Source organism: Pedobacter sp. (assembly GCF_039594775.1).
In the GTDB taxonomy this organism is placed as follows: Bacteria; Bacteroidota; Bacteroidia; order Sphingobacteriales; family Sphingobacteriaceae; genus Pedobacter.
The window spans coordinates 623,007-639,838 of sequence record NZ_JBCNMT010000002.1; the positions used below are offsets into that span (position 1 = coordinate 623,007).

At 40.4% G+C, this 16,832-nt stretch carries 12 protein-coding genes; 8 read left to right on the forward strand and 4 right to left on the reverse strand.

The window, feature by feature from the left end:
• Positions 1-58 precede the first annotated feature (58 nt).
• The 3 genes from ABDV71_RS08780 to ABDV71_RS08790 are packed head-to-tail and all read left to right on the forward strand — an operon-like array spanning position 59 to position 5,978.
• Positions 59-457 carry a hypothetical protein gene (locus ABDV71_RS08780; RefSeq protein WP_343532074.1) on the forward strand — a complete coding sequence of 133 codons (399 nt, stop codon included), beginning with the start codon at positions 59-61 and terminating at the stop codon, positions 455-457.
• Between the two features lie 57 nt (positions 458-514).
• A complete protein-coding gene (locus ABDV71_RS08785; RefSeq protein ID WP_343532075.1) occupies positions 515-4,846 on the forward strand; it encodes a CusA/CzcA family heavy metal efflux RND transporter in 4,332 nt (1,443 codons plus the stop codon).
• 1 nt (position 4,847) lies between these two features.
• Positions 4,848-5,978 (forward strand): efflux RND transporter periplasmic adaptor subunit, encoded by a 1,131-nt coding sequence (locus ABDV71_RS08790; protein WP_343532076.1) that lies wholly within the window; start codon positions 4,848-4,850, stop codon positions 5,976-5,978.
• Between the two features lie 71 nt (positions 5,979-6,049).
• Here ABDV71_RS08790 and ABDV71_RS08795 read toward each other — a convergent pair whose 3' ends face one another.
• On the reverse strand, positions 6,050-7,108 hold the full coding sequence (locus tag ABDV71_RS08795; RefSeq protein ID WP_343532077.1) for an NAD(P)-dependent alcohol dehydrogenase: 1,059 nt from the start codon (positions 7,106-7,108) through the stop codon (positions 6,050-6,052).
• A gap of 275 nt (positions 7,109-7,383) precedes the next feature.
• On the opposite strand from ABDV71_RS08795, the gene ABDV71_RS08800 reads away from it, so the two are divergent.
• Positions 7,384-8,823, forward strand: a complete 1,440-nt coding sequence (locus ABDV71_RS08800; protein ID WP_343532078.1) for a S41 family peptidase — start codon at positions 7,384-7,386, stop codon at positions 8,821-8,823.
• A gap of 342 nt (positions 8,824-9,165) precedes the next feature.
• Here the strand turns inward: ABDV71_RS08800 and ABDV71_RS08805 are convergent, their stop codons facing one another.
• Positions 9,166-10,461, reverse strand: a complete 1,296-nt coding sequence (locus ABDV71_RS08805) for an erythromycin esterase family protein (RefSeq protein WP_343532079.1) — start codon at positions 10,459-10,461, stop codon at positions 9,166-9,168.
• Positions 10,462-10,738: 277 nt separating this feature from the next.
• Here ABDV71_RS08805 and ABDV71_RS08810 point away from each other — a divergent pair, with 277 nt between their 5' ends.
• A complete protein-coding gene (locus ABDV71_RS08810) occupies positions 10,739-11,689 on the forward strand; it encodes a histidine kinase (RefSeq protein WP_343532080.1) in 951 nt (316 codons plus the stop codon).
• Entirely contained in the window at positions 11,686-12,363 is a 678-nt protein-coding gene (locus ABDV71_RS08815; protein ID WP_343532081.1) for a LytTR family DNA-binding domain-containing protein, read from the forward strand. Before ABDV71_RS08810 ends, ABDV71_RS08815 begins: the two co-directional genes overlap by 4 nt.
• A gap of 134 nt (positions 12,364-12,497) precedes the next feature.
• Here the strand turns inward: ABDV71_RS08815 and ABDV71_RS08820 are convergent, their stop codons facing one another.
• A complete protein-coding gene (locus ABDV71_RS08820; RefSeq protein WP_343532082.1) occupies positions 12,498-12,953 on the reverse strand; it encodes a S41 family peptidase in 456 nt (151 codons plus the stop codon).
• Entirely contained in the window at positions 12,950-13,594 is a 645-nt protein-coding gene (locus ABDV71_RS08825) for a S41 family peptidase (protein ID WP_343532083.1), read from the reverse strand. Before ABDV71_RS08825 ends, ABDV71_RS08820 begins: the two co-directional genes overlap by 4 nt.
• A gap of 551 nt (positions 13,595-14,145) precedes the next feature.
• On the opposite strand from ABDV71_RS08825, the gene ABDV71_RS08830 reads away from it, so the two are divergent.
• Together ABDV71_RS08830 and ABDV71_RS08835 are read left to right on the forward strand one after the other, a co-directional pair.
• Positions 14,146-15,945, forward strand: coding sequence for an ATP-binding protein (locus ABDV71_RS08830; protein ID WP_343532084.1), 1,800 nt, complete (start codon positions 14,146-14,148; stop codon positions 15,943-15,945).
• Between the two features lie 115 nt (positions 15,946-16,060).
• On the forward strand, positions 16,061-16,687 hold the full coding sequence (locus ABDV71_RS08835; RefSeq protein WP_343532085.1) for a response regulator transcription factor: 627 nt from the start codon (positions 16,061-16,063) through the stop codon (positions 16,685-16,687).
• Positions 16,688-16,832 lie beyond the last annotated feature (145 nt).

The window sequence follows — 16,832 nt, forward strand, 5'->3', positions numbered from 1 at the left end:
ATGTAACAATTGATTGCCAATCATTGCATTTTTGCCTCATTTGGCTAATTTTGGGGCGTTGAAAAGAACCTTACACATATTACTGCTGAGCTTGTATCTGCTTTCCACTACTGAATTACAGGAGTTGGCCAAGCTGCCCGTGCTCTTTCAACATTATTTTGAGCACAAAAGTTTGGATAGTAACATTACCTTCTTTGCCTATTTGGAACATCATTATAATGATATTCCCCACACGGATAATGACGAAGCAAGAGACAATCAGCTTCCCTTCAAAACACAGAGCCTTTCGGCAGCAAATGCATTAAGTCCTGCCTTGCCGCCTTCATTTAGCTTAAGCCTTAAAAAAGTCTATCAAATACTGCCCAAACAAAAAATATTGATCAATAATGATCATGCTCCCAATTCGGCCTATACCGGAAAAATTTGGCAACCGCCAAAAGCTGTAATTCTTTCTTAATACTGAACGGCACATAATGCCGTAGCGATTAATTAGAAACGATTATCCCCATTTTTCATGCTGAATAGAATTATTGAGTTTTCTATTAAGAACAAACTCATTATTGGGCTATTTACCATTAGCCTTATTATATACGGAAGCTTTGAGCTGACCAAATTACCTATTGATGCCGTGCCTGATATTACCAACAATCAGGTGCAGATCATTACTACGGCACCCTCTTATGGTGCTACTGATATCGAGCGATTGGTAACTTTTCCTGTAGAACAGGCCAATAGCAACATCGCTGGAATTAAAGAAATAAGAAGTTATAGCCGTTTTGGACTTTCCTTGGTGACCCTTGTTTTTAACGATGATGTAGATGTATACTGGGCTCGACAACAAGTGGCCGAACGCTTATTGGTGGTGCAGGAACAAATTCCACAAGGGATTGGAAAACCAGAAATGGGACCTATCTCTACAGGTTTGGGCGAAATTTACCAATATGCGGTTAAGCCTAAAAAAGGTTACGAAAAACGATATGACATTACCGAACTGCGTACCATTCAAGATTGGATCATCAGACGCCAATTACTGGGTGTTAAAGGTGTAGCCGAAGTAAGCAGCTTTGGTGGAAAGCTTAAACAATACCAGGTCACGATTGACCCTAATAAATTGGTGGCACATAAGGTAACCATCAGCGATATTTTTGATGCCCTGGAAAGCAACAACCAGAACACAGGTGGAGCCTATATCGAAAAACAATCGACCGTGCTTTATATCAGGAGCGAAGGATTGATTGGTAGTAAAGAAGACATCGAAAACATTGTAGTAAGGAATAACCAAGGGTCAACGCCTTTATTGGTAAGAGATGTAGCCAATATCGAAATCGGGTATGCTACCAGATATGGTGCCTTAACCTTTAACAATGAAGGCGAAGTTTCGGGCGCCATTGTAATGATGCTGAAAGGTGCCAACAGCAATGTAGTGATTGACGACATCAAGGCCAAAATCAAACAGATTGAACAAACCCTTCCTGAAGGTGTGGAGATCGTACCTTTCTTGGACCGTACCAGTATGGTAAACAATGCCATTAAAACCGTTGAGACTAATTTGTTGGAAGGAGCATTGATCGTGGTGTTTGTACTGGTGATATTTCTGGGCAACTTAAGAGCGGGCTTCATTGTAGCATCGGTTATTCCATTGTCCATGCTGTTTGCGATTATCATGATGAACCTATTTGGGGTGAGTGGCAACCTCATGAGCTTAGGTGCCTTGGATTTTGGCTTGATCGTTGACGGGGCCGTGATCATTGTAGAAGCAGTGATGCACCAGCTCAGTCACAGTAAAAAATTTGCAGGCCTATCCATCCTGAAACAGAATGAGATGGACTTGGAAGTGAAAAGTGCTTCGTCCAAAATGATGAATAGTGCCGTGTTTGGCCAAATTATTATCCTCATTGTTTATCTGCCTATTTTTAGTTTGCAGGGCATTGAAGGGAAAATGTTTAAGCCCATGGCACAAACAGTTGCGTTTGCATTGCTGGGGGCATTTATCCTTTCTTTAACCTACATCCCAATGGTGTCTAGCTTGTTTTTAAGCAAGAAGATTAAAATGGCCCCTAACATTTCCGATAGGGTAATGGCCAAGGTAGAGAATAGCTATTCCAACATGCTCCGCAAAGTATTGGGCATTCCAAAAATGGTGATTGGGGTAGTGTTGGCCTTATTTGTAGCTGCAGTAGTGGTCTTGTCTAATTTAGGCGGCGAGTTTATTCCATCTATCGAAGAAGGAGATTATGCGGTAGAAACTAGGGTGCTTTCGGGCAGTAATTTAAATACCACTATTGAAAACGTACAAAAGGTAGCCGGCATTCTTAAAGCCAGATTTCCGGAGGTAAAAAACATTGTGGCCAAAATAGGAAGTAGCGAAGTGCCAACGGAACCATTGCCAATGGATATGGGCGATATGATCATTAACCTCAAACCCAAAAACGAATGGACCTCGGCCAAAGGCTTTGAGGAATTGTCAGAAAAGATGGGCGAAGCCGCCAGTGAAATTCCCGGGGTAACCACCAGCTTTCAATTTCCTGTACAAATGCGTTTCAATGAGCTGATGACAGGAGCTAGGCAAGATGTGGTGTGTAAGATTTTCGGGGAGGATTTTGATACGCTGGCACTGTATTCCAAAAAGCTGGGCAACTTGGTGAAAAAGGTACAAGGAGCTACCGAAATCTACGTAGAACAGATTTCTGGAACACCCCAGATTGTAATCCAATATAACCGAGCAGCCATTGCTCAGTACGGCTTGAACATTGCCGATATTAATAGAAATATCAATACCGCATTTGCCGGGCAAAGCACGGGACTGGTGTTTGAAGGCGAGAAACGTTTTGATCTGGTAGTCCGTTTGCAAAACGATAAACGGAAAAGCATAAAAGACGTACAAAATCTACTGATCCCAACGCCACGTGGTAACCAAATACCTTTGGCACAGGTAGCAACGGTTGCTTTGGTAAATAGCCCAAGCCAAATCCAACGCGAAGATACCAAGCGCCGTATATTGGTAGGTTTCAACGTAAGTGGCCGCGATGTGGAAAGCATTGTAAACGAGCTACAGGAAAAGGTAAGTGCCGAAATTAAACTGCCTACAGGGTATAGCATTACCTACGGCGGTTCCTTCGAAAATCTGAACGAAGCCAAATCAAGATTAATGATTGCCGTACCGGTATCGCTCATCCTGATTTTCCTCTTGCTATATTTCGCCTTTGGTTCCATCAAATACGGGCTACTCATTTATACGGCCATTCCATTATCTGCCATTGGAGGAATATTCCTGTTGGCATTGCGAGGCTTGCCATTTAGCATCAGCGCCGGAGTAGGTTTTATTGCCCTATTTGGTATTGCGGTATTAAATGGTATTGTATTGGTTGCCGAGTTTAACAACATTAAAAAAACAGGAGAACAGGATATGAAGAAAATAGTGTTAAAAGGGACTAAGACCCGTTTAAGGCCTGTGCTTATGACTGCTTTTGTGGCCTCTTTGGGCTTTTTGCCTATGGCTATTAGCAATGGCGCTGGTGCTGCGGTACAACGTCCTTTAGCTACCGTAGTCATTGGCGGGTTAATGATCGCCACCTTACTCACCTTATTTGTCCTTCCTATTTTATATGTAAGTTTCGAAAAAGGGTTGAAGCTAAGAAAGAAACGTTTGAAAGCATTAACCATGGTTTTCGTTTGCTTTGGCCTTTCTTCTGCTAATGCTCAACAAAGTATTACGCTAAGTGCCACTTTAGATAGTTTGTACAAAAATAATATTAGTTTAAAAAGCAGCCAGTTAATGGCAGATTATAGTCAACAATTGAGCAAAACTGCTACTACCATTGCTCCTTTGAACATTAATGGCGAATATGGCAAGTTCAATAGTAATCTGGTAGATAATAAACTGAGCATTAACCAGAGTTTTAGCCTACCAAGTGTTTATGCCAAGCAAAAGGATAAATTGTTGGAAGAATGGAAGGCGGCTTTGCTACAAAGGGAACTAAGTAAAGCAGAACTCACTAAAATTACAACTCAGGTTTTTTATGACCTGCTAATAGTAGCGCAACAACAAAAGCTTTACCAACAAGCCGATAGTTCTTACAGAAAGTTAAAGCAATTGGCGGAGCTAAGGTTAAAAAGCGGAGAAAGTAACTTGCTGGAAAAAGCCAGTGCCGAAAACCAATTGCTGCAGGTAAATACCAAATTGAAAAATCTTCAGATACAAGAAGCAACTCTACAACAACAGTTGGCCTTTTTGATCAATACACCATTGTTGTTGAAACCAAAAGCAGAAAACTTACGCGTAGGTATCACATTTGCTGACACCCTAAGCTGGATGAATCATCCCTTAATCAAACTCCAACGACAGGAAGAGAAGGCTGCTTTGGCCAGTACAAAAGCAGAACAAGCTAAACTACTACCTGAGTTCAATGTAGGTTACAATAATACCACGTTGAGGGACGATATTAAATTTGATCAGAGCGACCGCTTCCAATCTTTTCAACTAGGTTTGAGCATTCCCTTGTTTGGCGGATCGCAACGTAATAAGATTAAATCGGCGAAGGTTTATCAGGAATACCGAAAGTCGGAAACCGAAAATGCCAGTAGACAATTAAGCACGAATTTAAAAGCTGTTTATATACAGTATCAGCAACAGCAGGATGTGGTAAGCGGGCTTGAAAAAGACGGGTTGAAGACGGCTAAGGAAATCACCACGACCTTAAACAAACAATTACAGAACGGAGAAATCAATTACTTGGAATGGACCATGTTGAACAACCAGGCCATTGCCATTAGGGAGAGCTATTTTGAAGCCATCCAACAATTGAACAAAAGCATTACAGAACTTAATTACCTTTTAGCGCAATAACATGAAGTACCCATTATATTTAGGAGCCTTGGCCATTGCCATGATATTTGCCTGCAGTAGCAATAACGAAACCAAGGAGCAGGCCGAAGCTCCGGTGAATGAAAATGAAGTAAGCTTAACACCCGAGCAGGCAAAGCACATTAATCTGCAAACTGGTGTAGTAGCCTATGGAGAAATTAACGAAACCCTAAAGCTTCAAGGCAAGATAGATGTACCGCCTCAAAACCTAGTGTCGGTAAGTATTCCATTAGGTGGCTATCTTAAAACCACCAAAATGCTTCCAGGTACACATGTGAGCAAGGGACAGGTCATTGCGGTGATGGAAGACCCGCAGTATATCCAAATGCAACAAGACTATCTGAACATCAGCAATAGATTAAGTTATGCCAGTAAAGAGCTTGCTCGACAAAAAGAGCTTAACCTAAGCAAGGCCAATAGCGATAAAACATTGCAGCAGGCAGAAACAGAATACAAAAACCTTAAGGTGGAACAAACTGCATTGGTAGAGAAGTTAAAGCTGATCAATATTAATGCAGCACAACTGCATGAAGGGAAAATCTCTAAGTCAATCAACATCTATTCGCCCATTAATGGTTATGTAAGCAAGGTGAACGTGAATATTGGAAAGTATGTAACCCCATCAGATGTGATTTTTGAACTCATTAATCCTAGTGATATCCATTTGAACCTCACTATTTTTGAAAAGGACTTGCATCAAATCAATATTGGCCAGCGGGTAATTGCCTTTACCAATGTAAAGCCAGACGTGAAATACGAAACGAAGGTAATTCTGGTAAGCCATAATGTGGGTGAGGGCGGTAATAGCGAAGTGCATTGCCATTTCGAAAAATATGACAAAAACTTGGTGCCAGGGATGTATATGAATGCCGAACTACAATTCAAAAACCAAAAGGTTCAGTTCTTGCCAGAAGAGGCGGTGGTAAGTTTCGAAAATAAAGACTATGTATTTGTAGAAACAGCCCCTCGCAAATTTATCATGAACGAAGTGCAGGTAGGGGAAACCTCAGAAGGTAAAACCGCCATCACTACTGATCTGAAAGGTAAACAAGTAGTGGTAAAAGGAGCTTATTCTTTGTTGATGAAATTGAAAAACACCAGTGACGAAGAGTAGATCGAAAACTTTGTCAATCTTATCGGTAATTAATCCATAAGATTGACAAAGTTCTCAATATTGCGACAAGACTACTTCTTCAACGAAGCCATATCAATTACAAATCGATACTTGATGTCGCCTTTCAATAAACGTTCATAAGCCTCATTGATCTGGTTCATGTCAATCATTTCGATGTCGGCAGTAATGTTATGTTTGCCACAAAAATCAAGCATTTCTTGCGTTTCGGCAATACCACCAATCATTGAACCTGAAAAGCTTTTACGGCCTATAATTACACTAAAAGCAGCTACAGGCAATGGTTGTTCAGGAGCACCTACCAAGGCCAAAGAACCATCTACACGAAGTAGGCCCAAATAAGCATTAATATCATGCTCAGCCGATACCGCATCTAAAATAAAATGTAATTTGCCTCTGTATTTATTCATTTGTACAGGGTCGGTAGATAGTACTACTTCATCAGCACCCAAACGTTGTGCTTCCTTAAATTTACTTTCCGAAGTGGTAAAAGCCACTACATGAGCGCCCATGGCTTTGGCAATTTTGATGCCCATATGGCCTAAACCACCAATGCCCACAATACCTACATTTTTACCTGGACCAACATTCCAATGTTTCAATGGCGAATAAGTGGTAATTCCAGCACATAACAATGGTGCGGTAGCCGCAAGGTCAAGGTTTTCTGGGATGCTAAGCACGTAGTTTTCGTCTACTACAATACTTTCTGAATAACCACCGTATGTTTGCACATTTGGTAAGTATTTGTCTGGAGAATTGTAAGTGCCTACCATACCGGGCTCGCAGAACTGTTCTAAGCCTTCTTTGCAATATTGGCACTCGCGGCACGAATCTACAATACAGCCAATACCTACAGTATCGCCCACCTTGAACTTTTTAACATGGCTACCTACATTTACCACCTTTCCAACAATTTCATGTCCAGGTACATTTGGATAAACAGTGTTGTGCCATTCATTTCTAGCTGTATGTAGATCAGAGTGACATACACCGCAGTAAAGAATTTCAATTTTTACATCATGGGCAGCTGTCTCTCTCCGTGGAATGCTAAGGCCTTGTAATGGTGCATCGGCAGCCTCGGTGCCATATGCTTTTACGTGGATTGTATTCATGATTATTATTTTTGTTTTGGGGTTTGTAACGCTAAATTTATTAAAGTTTGGCCGCATTTAATAGCATAAACAAAACAGTTTGGTGGCCTATTTCCATTAATGACTCGGAGTTTACAAAAAGTACGTATGTTTAGTGCTATGTTTTCAACATAGACCAACTATCCCCTCAACAAAATGGCTTCCTGTGGATTTGCGATGGCAAGCATGCTGAACGATTTTTACAATTTTATATTGTTCATGATAGCTTTCTTTGCATTATAAACACACCGTAAATAATGAAACTTAAAGCAATTCTTTTCATCGTTCTTCTTTTCGCTCTAAACGCTCTAAACCATCTTTATGCACAAGAAAGTGTCTGTAACTGTAGCGACGCTTTGAAAAAGCTCGTGGTAAAGATAGAAAACGAGTATCCCGGCTTTGAAGAGAAGACTAAAGACAAAGTACTTTACGCCAGTTTTAAGGCCCAGTTAACAGAACAAGCCTCCCAGACCGAAAAAACAAACTGCTTTGAACTCTTAAAAAAGTATACCGCTTTTTTTAGGGATGGACACATTTGGATTAATCCTGCAACCACCATCAATACAAAGGGTTCGGCAAGTACGGAACTGGTTAAAATAGATATAGAGAAGTTTCGCGAAAAACTGAAGACGAACAAGGACCCTTTGGAAGGCATTTGGAAAAACAAATTTGAATGGACCGGTGGGGTAGTCTATGAAATTGGCATAACCAAAAATAGCGATGGCACCTACATAGGTTTTGTAGTGAGTGCTAGCTCTAACTTTTGGCAAGCTAAGGAAACCAAATTTAAACTGTTTCCGGGTGGCAAGTTTGAGTATTATACTTTCGATAAAAAGCTAAAAACAGGTACATACGAAATCTATGATCATAGCATCATTTACTTTAAAGAGGCAAGGGCCGCTTTTGTCAAGGAACTACCTGCCACTCATTTAACCGAGGAATTTACCAGAAGAAAAGTAGGGGAGTTTTACGGATTTGGAATACGCCAGCTTAGCCCTAAAACAACCTTGATCACCTTACCCTTTTTCGACTATCCTTTCGTGAAAATCATTGAAGAGATGGTGGTCAATAATCAATCTTTGATAGCAAACAGTAGCAACCTGATCATCGATGTAAGAGGGAATTCGGGAGGAACAGATAATGCCTATCAAATGTTGTTGCCCTATATCATGACCAATCCCATTAGAAGCATGGGAGTTGAATATTTGGCAACGCAAACCTTAATTGATGGGCTTGGAAGTTATATTAAAACAGTAGCTCAAGACAAAACAAAACAGGAGGAAATAGAAATGGTGAAAAGATGGATCACGCTTTTTGAAAAAGATAAAGGAAAGTTTGTAAATGTAAATGATCAGACATTCTCTATACAAAAAGTTGATTCATCGGAGAAAAGTCCTAGTCAAATCCTTGTGTTAACTGATAAGAGGGTGGGAAGCTCTGCCGAAAACTTTGTAATGAAATGTAAACAAAGTAAAAAAGTGAAGGTAATGGGCAATGTAACTTCCGGCGGACTGGATTATGCTTCTGCAAGATTCTTCAATTTTGGTTGTCCCGAATACATGCTGCAGTTACCAACCTTTCGTTCGCTAAGATTACCAGACTATCCTATTGATAACATCGGCCTTCAACCCGACCTTTATTTAGACAAAAGCGTTAAAGATTGGCTTCAATTTGCGTTGGACTATTTAGAAAAATAAGGTTTGGCGGTTATATAGCATGTAAGTTAAAAGGATTACATACATAGACTTACGAAGTTTTCAAAACTTCGTAAGTCTTGGCTCCGTCCTCTCGACATTCCAGTCCCCTCTGTTTTCAAGGGAAATCTCCCTAAAAATGAGAGAAGAGTGCTTGTGAAAGTGCGAATTATTAGCCATTATTAAGCTCTATCTGTCATTCAGAGCGCAGCGAAGAATCTTGGAGTGTTGTTATAGGAGATTCCTCGTTATACTCGAAATGACAGGTGAGTAATAGTAAAGGACCTCTTTACTACTTAACGGTATTTGTTTAATTGTTCATTGATAATTTAGAATTGGTCATTATTATAACTTACTAGGTGCATGTGTTTGCTTAACAAACAGAAAAGCATCGTAGAGCTCGGCAAGGTTCACTTTGTCATACAAACTTGCATCGCTTTTAATGCCATAGCCTACAAAACGTTGTGGTTTAACCAGGTTTGGACCGAAAGTATCGGTGAAAAAATAATGACTGGTTTTGGGCGATGTACTTAACAAGGCTTCCCACGAACCTTTAAGCGGAGCCTCAAGTGTATAAGGTAACATCACGGTAGTGTTTACTGGCCTAGCATCACTTGTGGCACCAAACTGGCCAAGAGCAGTGGCTGTGCCTAGCGCAAAATAATTATTGGGAAATAGTTTTAGGAGGTATTTTCCTGTGCCGCCTACCGAATTATCGAATACCTCTTTTTTCGCTAGATGTGCATCATGTGCCCAAATAATCACTTTATCGTCCTTGCTTTTTACAATCAACGAAGTGTTATGCGCCATCAGGCTATCTCTGGATACATATTTGGCTTTAGGGTAAAACGGTTCAAAGCCTTGTTTAAGGTTTACAAGTGCCAATAGCAGATCAGCTTCGATATCGGTGGCAATATTCATACCCTTGATTTGCTGTTGTATCGAATCGGTAGTTACATAAGCCTGACCACACAACTTGTTCAAGTTTTTCCAATCAATTTTAAAGTCTTTTTGGTTCATGCCAAACCAAGCCTCATCTTGTATGTTGGCGGCAGCGCTAAGGTTCAACAGCGCGTGGTCAAAAGTATTGATGCCAGCTTTTTTAAACAATAGGGTTAACATCTCTATATCTGGCTTTTGTACAGGGTAGTCTATGCCATGTACCGAAACCTTGCGCACATGGTTTTTATTGTAGGTTTTGATCCAGTCTAACATCTCTTTGGTCTCCTTATTCTGCCAAATACCTATCATGTATTTTTTCATCAGGGCGGCCACATCGGCCGAACTGTTCAGTTGTTGGTTCAGTAACCACATTTCGGTCACATCGTTTTCAAAGGCCACGTGGTTAAAGCCCTTTTCCTCAATCAATATCCTGCTGATGTAGTATCTCAATTGATAAAATTCTGCGGTTCCATGGGTTCCTTCTCCAAGGCCCACAATCTGTTTGGCGCTCATCTTCGCAATCAATGGCTTAACAGAAGCTTTAAATGTTTCATAGTTTTTAAGCGATACCTGCTTGAGCAATTTCTCTTGGGCGTTGCTTAGTTTGTCGACCGTATCGGTTCGTTGTGCAGTAACAGATAAGCTTTTGAACTGAAGGATGATGGTGAGGCAAATACCCAGTAATGTAATGTGTTTCATGTTTCTTTGTTTTCTGTTGCAAATGAATGAAGATGGAGGAACTAGGTCGGTAATTATTCGACCAGTAGCTTTGACGGCACGGTGAATACACATTGGCTTATATTCGTCGTGCAAAAACACCGCTTTGTCGTGCAGGTAAAAAGGTTTCAACTATTTTGTCGATTTTTGGAAAGTGATCAAAAGAACAGCATTCAATTTCTCCACTATATTCGAAATCCTTGTTTGGGTATTTTATGTGGCTCTTTATAGATATTCCTATCTAGTAGAAAACTCTGGGTTGAAAAATACCCCACATAACAACCTGCCTTACCCCATGATTTGCCTGTTTAGCATTTGTAGCGCTCTGCTGATCATTCCTTATTACCGATGGGCTGTTCCCAAGTTGTTGCATTTAAAGAAATATGCTTGGGTAATCCTCATCACCATTGTCTATTTTGTTTTGCTGACGCCATACATCAACATAATACTTTCGTGGGTTTTCAAGCAGTTTACTTACGGAGATCCGGTATATGTTTATTTTGATCAACGGTACAATGGTTTCTTTTTAGATTGGAACCTGATCATGACCGATTCTATCGCCTTTTTGAGCATAGCTTTCTCTAGGTTTTCCTATCAGAACGAGGCCATGCGTCATAAGGTAGAAACCGACCATCTGCAGCTTCAATTGAGTTTGTTAAAGGCGCAGCTTCAGCCACATTTTCTGTTCAATACCCTTAATAGTTTGTACGGAATGAGTTTAACACAATCCAAGGATACGCCTAGGTTTATTTTGTTGCTGTCGCAGATGATGCAGTATATCTTGTACGATTGCAACCAGGAAGAGGTGGGTTTGGAAGAGGAATTGAATTTTTTGAAAGGTTATTTTGAGATTGAGCAGAAGAAGTTTCCAGATGCAACTATTCAGTTTGATATTCCACGCGAAATTCCAAAATGGAAAATGCCCCCATTATTATTTTTGCCCCTGGTAGAAAATGCCTTTAAGCACGGACGCCACAAACTGGAAAACAAGGCAGGGGTAAGGGCCACGCTCAAAATTGAAAAGGGTTTGTTATCTTTCTATATCGAAAATGAAATGTTACCTATTCAGCCTTTAAAAAGTAAGCACGGTGGTATTGGTTTGGTAAATATCAAAAAGAGATTGGAACTGTATTATCCGGGCAAAAACCAACTCGAAATAACAGAAACAAATGACATATACAGGGTAAACCTAAGTATTAAAACAACATGAGATGTGTGATTTTAGATGATGAGCCTTTTGCTCATGATGTGTTGAAGCATTATATTGAACAAACTCCTGGGATGAAACTGGTAGCGCAGTTTAGAAATTCAGTAGAAGCTTTTGAGTATTTGGAACGGAATGTTGTTGATCTGCTCTTTTTGGATATCGAAATGCCGCTCATTAATGGCATTAGCTTTTTAAAAGCACTAAAGCAAAAGCCAAAAACCATTTTTACTACCGCTTTTAAGGATTATGCTTTTGAAGGTTTTGAATTGGGTGTTGAGGATTATCTGTTGAAACCTTTCTCATACGAGAGGTTTATGAAGGCGATGGAAAGGCTAAGCCCTGCTGCTAGTGAAGCAAATGTTTTTGATGATCAATTAACCATTAGGGTAAAAGAGGGCCATTTGAACATTAAACAACAAGATATCAAGTTGATTGAAGGGAACAAGGATTATGTTAAAATTGTAACCAATACAGAAACACATTTGCTATACCACACCTTAAAAGGAATCTTGGATAAGCTAAATCCAGCATATTTTATTCAATCGCACCGATCATATGTAGTAAATAGACTATTTATTTCCCGTATTGTACAGGATAATTTGATCCTTAATGATCAGCAGTTTATTCCCATAGGACAATCTTATAAGAAGCAGTTGATGGAGAAATTGAATAGTTAGGGTAGTGGTTGGTAGTTAGGGATTGGTTCACTGGTTCGTCCCATTGCTCCTTTGTATTCCATTAGCAATCAATCATTCACCATTTAACCTATGTTTAGTGTATCATCATACTATATCTCCACTTTGAAGAAAAGCTACCTCTCCATCGCTTGCTTAACATAATTGACCTTATCTATTTCTTTGGCGTCAATTCTTACTGTTGGTTTTATCCCGATGTTGTCGATAGGGTTTTCTGGAAGACGTTTAGAACGTCCAATGGGAATCACCAAATTGAAATCTTTACATGGAATATCAAAAAACTGGGTGTTGTTATAATCTAAGGTGCCTGCAGAATTCTCGCCATATATTTTAACCTTTTTGCTCTGTATTGCGTTTAATAGAAACGACTCTGCAGAACTTGCTGTATTTCGGTCGATTAAAACAGCGACTTTTGAAGGGTATTGATAGATGGTATCTCGTGTGATGTCGAAACTTTCCTTTCCAGATGGGTTCACAAACTGATTGGGATATTGCTTCATCAAATCAATCAACTTCACTAAAAAGTCCTTGCCTGCTTGTGAAAGCTCTTCATCTTTTAGGTTCTCAGTCAATATTTTGATGTTTTCTTTGGATGAGAGATATTCATCGGGTTTGATTTTGATGGTGTCACTATAGATATAAGGATCAATCCGCTAAAAGCATAATCTGTGCCGCCAGTATTTCCTCTTAAATCGATGATCCAATGGGCTGAATTTGCTAAGGATGATTTGTATTTGCTAAGTAAGCTGTCAATAATTTGCTTTTCACTCCATTCAAACGAAGGTAGCCTTAACAAGATTGTTTTGTTGTCGAGAATTTTAAAGTTGGTTTTCCACTCTAGTTTTTCCGTTGAAGGTGAGATAACAACTGGTTTAGCAAATTGCTGGCTTAACTTTTTTGCCAATTCAGGGTATTTTTTTCTATACCTCCAATCAAGCTGAACACGAAGGTGATTGTCTTTAAAATAGTTGGTAAATGTTCGAAGCAGTACATAGCATGAATCGACACTGTTGGCTTTTAAAGCTTGTTTTTTTAACGAAGCCGCAAACTTTTCATATGCCTTGCGCTGGTTGCCTTTAACTTTATCATTGAAACCTGCATAATCTGCTTTTACATGGGTGATGGTGTATTCAAGATTCTGGGCGCAATCGCATTGTTGTGCAAATGAAATTAAAGGAATAGATAAAATTAGGATAGTAATGAGTCTTTTCATATCAGTACGAATATACGTTTTTAGGAGCTGAGTTGTTAGTGACTAGGGGTTAGTAGTTAGGTATTAGTGGCTAGGGATTAGTCAAGCATCATCGTTGTCATTCACAAGCACCACCGTTGTCATTCAGAGCGCTAGTGAAGAATCTCTTTGAAAGATGCTATTAGAGATTTCTCGTTGCACTCGGAATGACAAACATTGTTTATTAGTTTTTACAAGGGTTAACCCTCTCTCCGCTGTGCGGTTTCTCTCCCTAAAAAGGAGAGAAGAGTGCTTGGGAAAGTTTGAAGTATTGGTTCATCAGTGTCGCTTTTGTCATTCAGAGCGTAGCGAAGAATCTTTTGGATGCTATTATTGGAGATTTCTCGTTTCACTCGAAATGACAGGTAAGGCGACATACTAAGTTTGTTTATTGTTCATTATTCATTGTCCATTGGCGTTTGTTTATTGTTCATTAACCATTAAAACCAAAAGCTTTCTTATCTTAGCAACGTAAGCCCAAACATCTTTTGAAGTCTCTATACGTTATTATTTTTTGCTGTATCACTCATGTCATGGGTTTATCTGCCCAAGAGCTGTCAGTTGTCAACCTAAAAGGGCAGGTGCTCGATTCTTTACGCAAAGAATATCTGAAGGACCACGATCAACGGGAGCAGCTCGAAAAAACATGGCACAAACTCGGCGTAAACAACAATAATAAAGAGCTGATGGCCTTTGTAGAGGTGATGAAACTATCGAGGGTGAAAAAGAATGTTCCCCAACTGGTAGAAAAGTTCAGCGAAGAGATTGGAAAAAAGTACAAAGATTATCCCAATGTACAGGCCATGGCCTATCAAATGGTAGGCTATCATTACTTTATTGGCGAAATCAATTACGAAAAGGCCTTTGCCGCCTATGTAAACCTCGAAAAGTTACTGGATGTTTATGGCCCGAAAACCATTGGCAACTATGCCGACTACTGCGCGGAGATCGCTTCGGCCTATTACAAGTTCCGTAATTATAAAAAGGCCATTGAAATGGGAAAGAAGGGCGTAAGCTATGCCGCCAATCCCTGGGATTTTTATAACACCATTGGTCTTTGCCTTCGTGAACTGCACCAATTGGACTCGGCCATCTATTACCTTAACAAAGCGGTAGATGCGGCGATCTCCAAAAAGGCTCGCGACATTTACCGCACCATCTCTTTAGGCAACATTGGTTATTGTTACTATCTGAGAGGGCAGTACCTTAATGCAAAGCCACTGCTTCAGGTGGATCTACAGGGCGCACTCCATATAGACGATAAGGGACTTGCGGCAGGAGCAGAAATCCCTTTGGCCGATATCTATCTGAAAGAAAAGAACCTTGTAAAAGCCAACCAATTGCTGGACAGTGCTAGGAGCCACATTGCCAAGAGCAATCAGTTAGACCGTTTGGAGAAATATTACCCCGTGCGTAGCCGTTACTATCAGTTGGCGGGCAACGTACAATTGGCCTTGGCCTATCGCGATTCGGTGATTCGAGCCATTAAACGGAACGATTCTATTTTCAATTCATTGTTGGTGCTGCGGGTACAGCAGCGTACCGATATGGAAAAGCTTGCCGAAGAAAGGGGTAAGCTGGAAAATTATAAGAAGCTGTCGCAAACACGCATCATTGCCATCATTGTTTTCTTTATCCTCCTGTTGCTCATCTTCTTTTTAATTAGGCGCTATCGTGGCCGGATAGAGAAGGACCGCAAACAGATCGAAGAACTTAACCGTATGATGGAACTAAGGCAACGGCTAAGTGCAGACATGCACGACGATATTGGCAGTACCCTTAGCAGTATCTCTATTTACACGCACTCTTTATTAATGCAGTCGGATAATGTTGCGGAGAAAGGAGTTTTGGAAAAGATCAAACAGAATGCACAGAACGTACAGGAAAACCTTGGGGATATTATTTGGAGCGTTAACCCCAACATGGATTCGATGGAGCAGATCATTTCCCGTATGCGTGCCTTTGGTGCCGATATGACGGAGCATGCCGGCATTGCTTTGCATTTTGAGATTGCCGAGGGAGTGGCCGAACTGCCCTTGAACATGATGAAAAGGAAAAACCTTTACTTGATCTATAAGGAAGCAGTTAACAATGCGGTAAAATACAGTGGATGCTCACAATTAAATGTTTCGCTTCAGTTAAAAGCGGAACGTTTGGTCATGGAAATTGTAGACCATGGAAAGGGTTTTGATACCAAGGCGGCGTCACAGGGAAATGGGTTGAGGAACATGCATCGAAGAGCCAAGGAGATCAATGGAGAACTGTTGATGAATAGTACCAAAGATGTAGGGACTAGCATTGCCCTGAATATTGGCCTCGTACCTGATAGCTAATATTAGCTATTGTAAAATAGCCCGTCTGTCCTAATTTTGTACGTTGCTTTTGTAAAAGGTAAAGCTGATCAAACAGCTTGGAAACAGGGATAGGCAAAACAAAATCTCACTACATATGAAAAAGAGGATTATCTTATTTGACGACGATACCACCCGTAGGGATAGCCTTTCTATGCTCTTGAACATGTGCACTGATATGGAATGCGTGGGTACTTTTCCCAGTGCTACCCATGCCGTAATTGAAGTGAGAAACCTGCTGCCCGATATGGTGTTGATGGATATAGATATGCCGGGAGGTGATGGCATTACAGGTACCCGCGAAATTAAGGCCGAGTTCCCCGAACTGCCCATTATTATGCAAACCGTTTTTGACGATAACGAACATATCTTTGAAGCCATTAAAGCAGGTGCCAATGGTTATCTACTCAAAAAAACACCTCCCGATAAACTGTTGGTTCAACTTAGGGAAGCTTTGGAAGGCGGAGCGCCCATGACCTCGAGCATAGCCATTAAGGTATTACAGTTTTTTCAGGAAAAGCCCATTACTTCCTATAACCTTAGCGATCGTGAAAAAGGCATCCTTAAACTATTGGTTGAGGGGCATAGCTATAAAATGATTGCCAACAAAAGCGGCATTGCCTATTTTACCGTCTGCAACCATATCAAAAAAATCTACGAGAAGCTGCACGTAAACAGCGCCACCGAAGCAGTAAGGTTGGCCCTGCAAAAGAAACTGGTGTAGTTTACCTGATCCACATTGTTATGGCCTCAAAGTACCTGTATGCTTAGGTAAAGGCAGCCATTGATGGCTACTATTAGCTATTGATGTAGGTTTCATTTTATCCTTTTTTTGGCTTGTAAAAATTGATTGTTAACGCTTTTAATAA

Coding starts and splice junctions, on each gene's coding strand:
- ABDV71_RS08815 (WP_343532081.1), top strand. CDS start 11,686: ATGAGATGTGTGATTTTAGATGATGAGCCTTTTGCTCATGATGTGTTG.
- ABDV71_RS08785 (WP_343532075.1), top strand. CDS start 515: ATGCTGAATAGAATTATTGAGTTTTCTATTAAGAACAAACTCATTATT.
- ABDV71_RS08790 (WP_343532076.1), top strand. CDS start 4,848: ATGAAGTACCCATTATATTTAGGAGCCTTGGCCATTGCCATGATATTT.
- ABDV71_RS08825 (WP_343532083.1), bottom strand. CDS start 13,594: ATGAAAAGACTCATTACTATCCTAATTTTATCTATTCCTTTAATTTCA.
- ABDV71_RS08830 (WP_343532084.1), top strand. CDS start 14,146: ATGGGTTTATCTGCCCAAGAGCTGTCAGTTGTCAACCTAAAAGGGCAG.
- ABDV71_RS08800 (WP_343532078.1), top strand. CDS start 7,384: ATGAAACTTAAAGCAATTCTTTTCATCGTTCTTCTTTTCGCTCTAAAC.
- ABDV71_RS08835 (WP_343532085.1), top strand. CDS start 16,061: ATGAAAAAGAGGATTATCTTATTTGACGACGATACCACCCGTAGGGAT.
- ABDV71_RS08795 (WP_343532077.1), bottom strand. CDS start 7,108: ATGAATACAATCCACGTAAAAGCATATGGCACCGAGGCTGCCGATGCA.
- ABDV71_RS08805 (WP_343532079.1), bottom strand. CDS start 10,461: ATGAAACACATTACATTACTGGGTATTTGCCTCACCATCATCCTTCAG.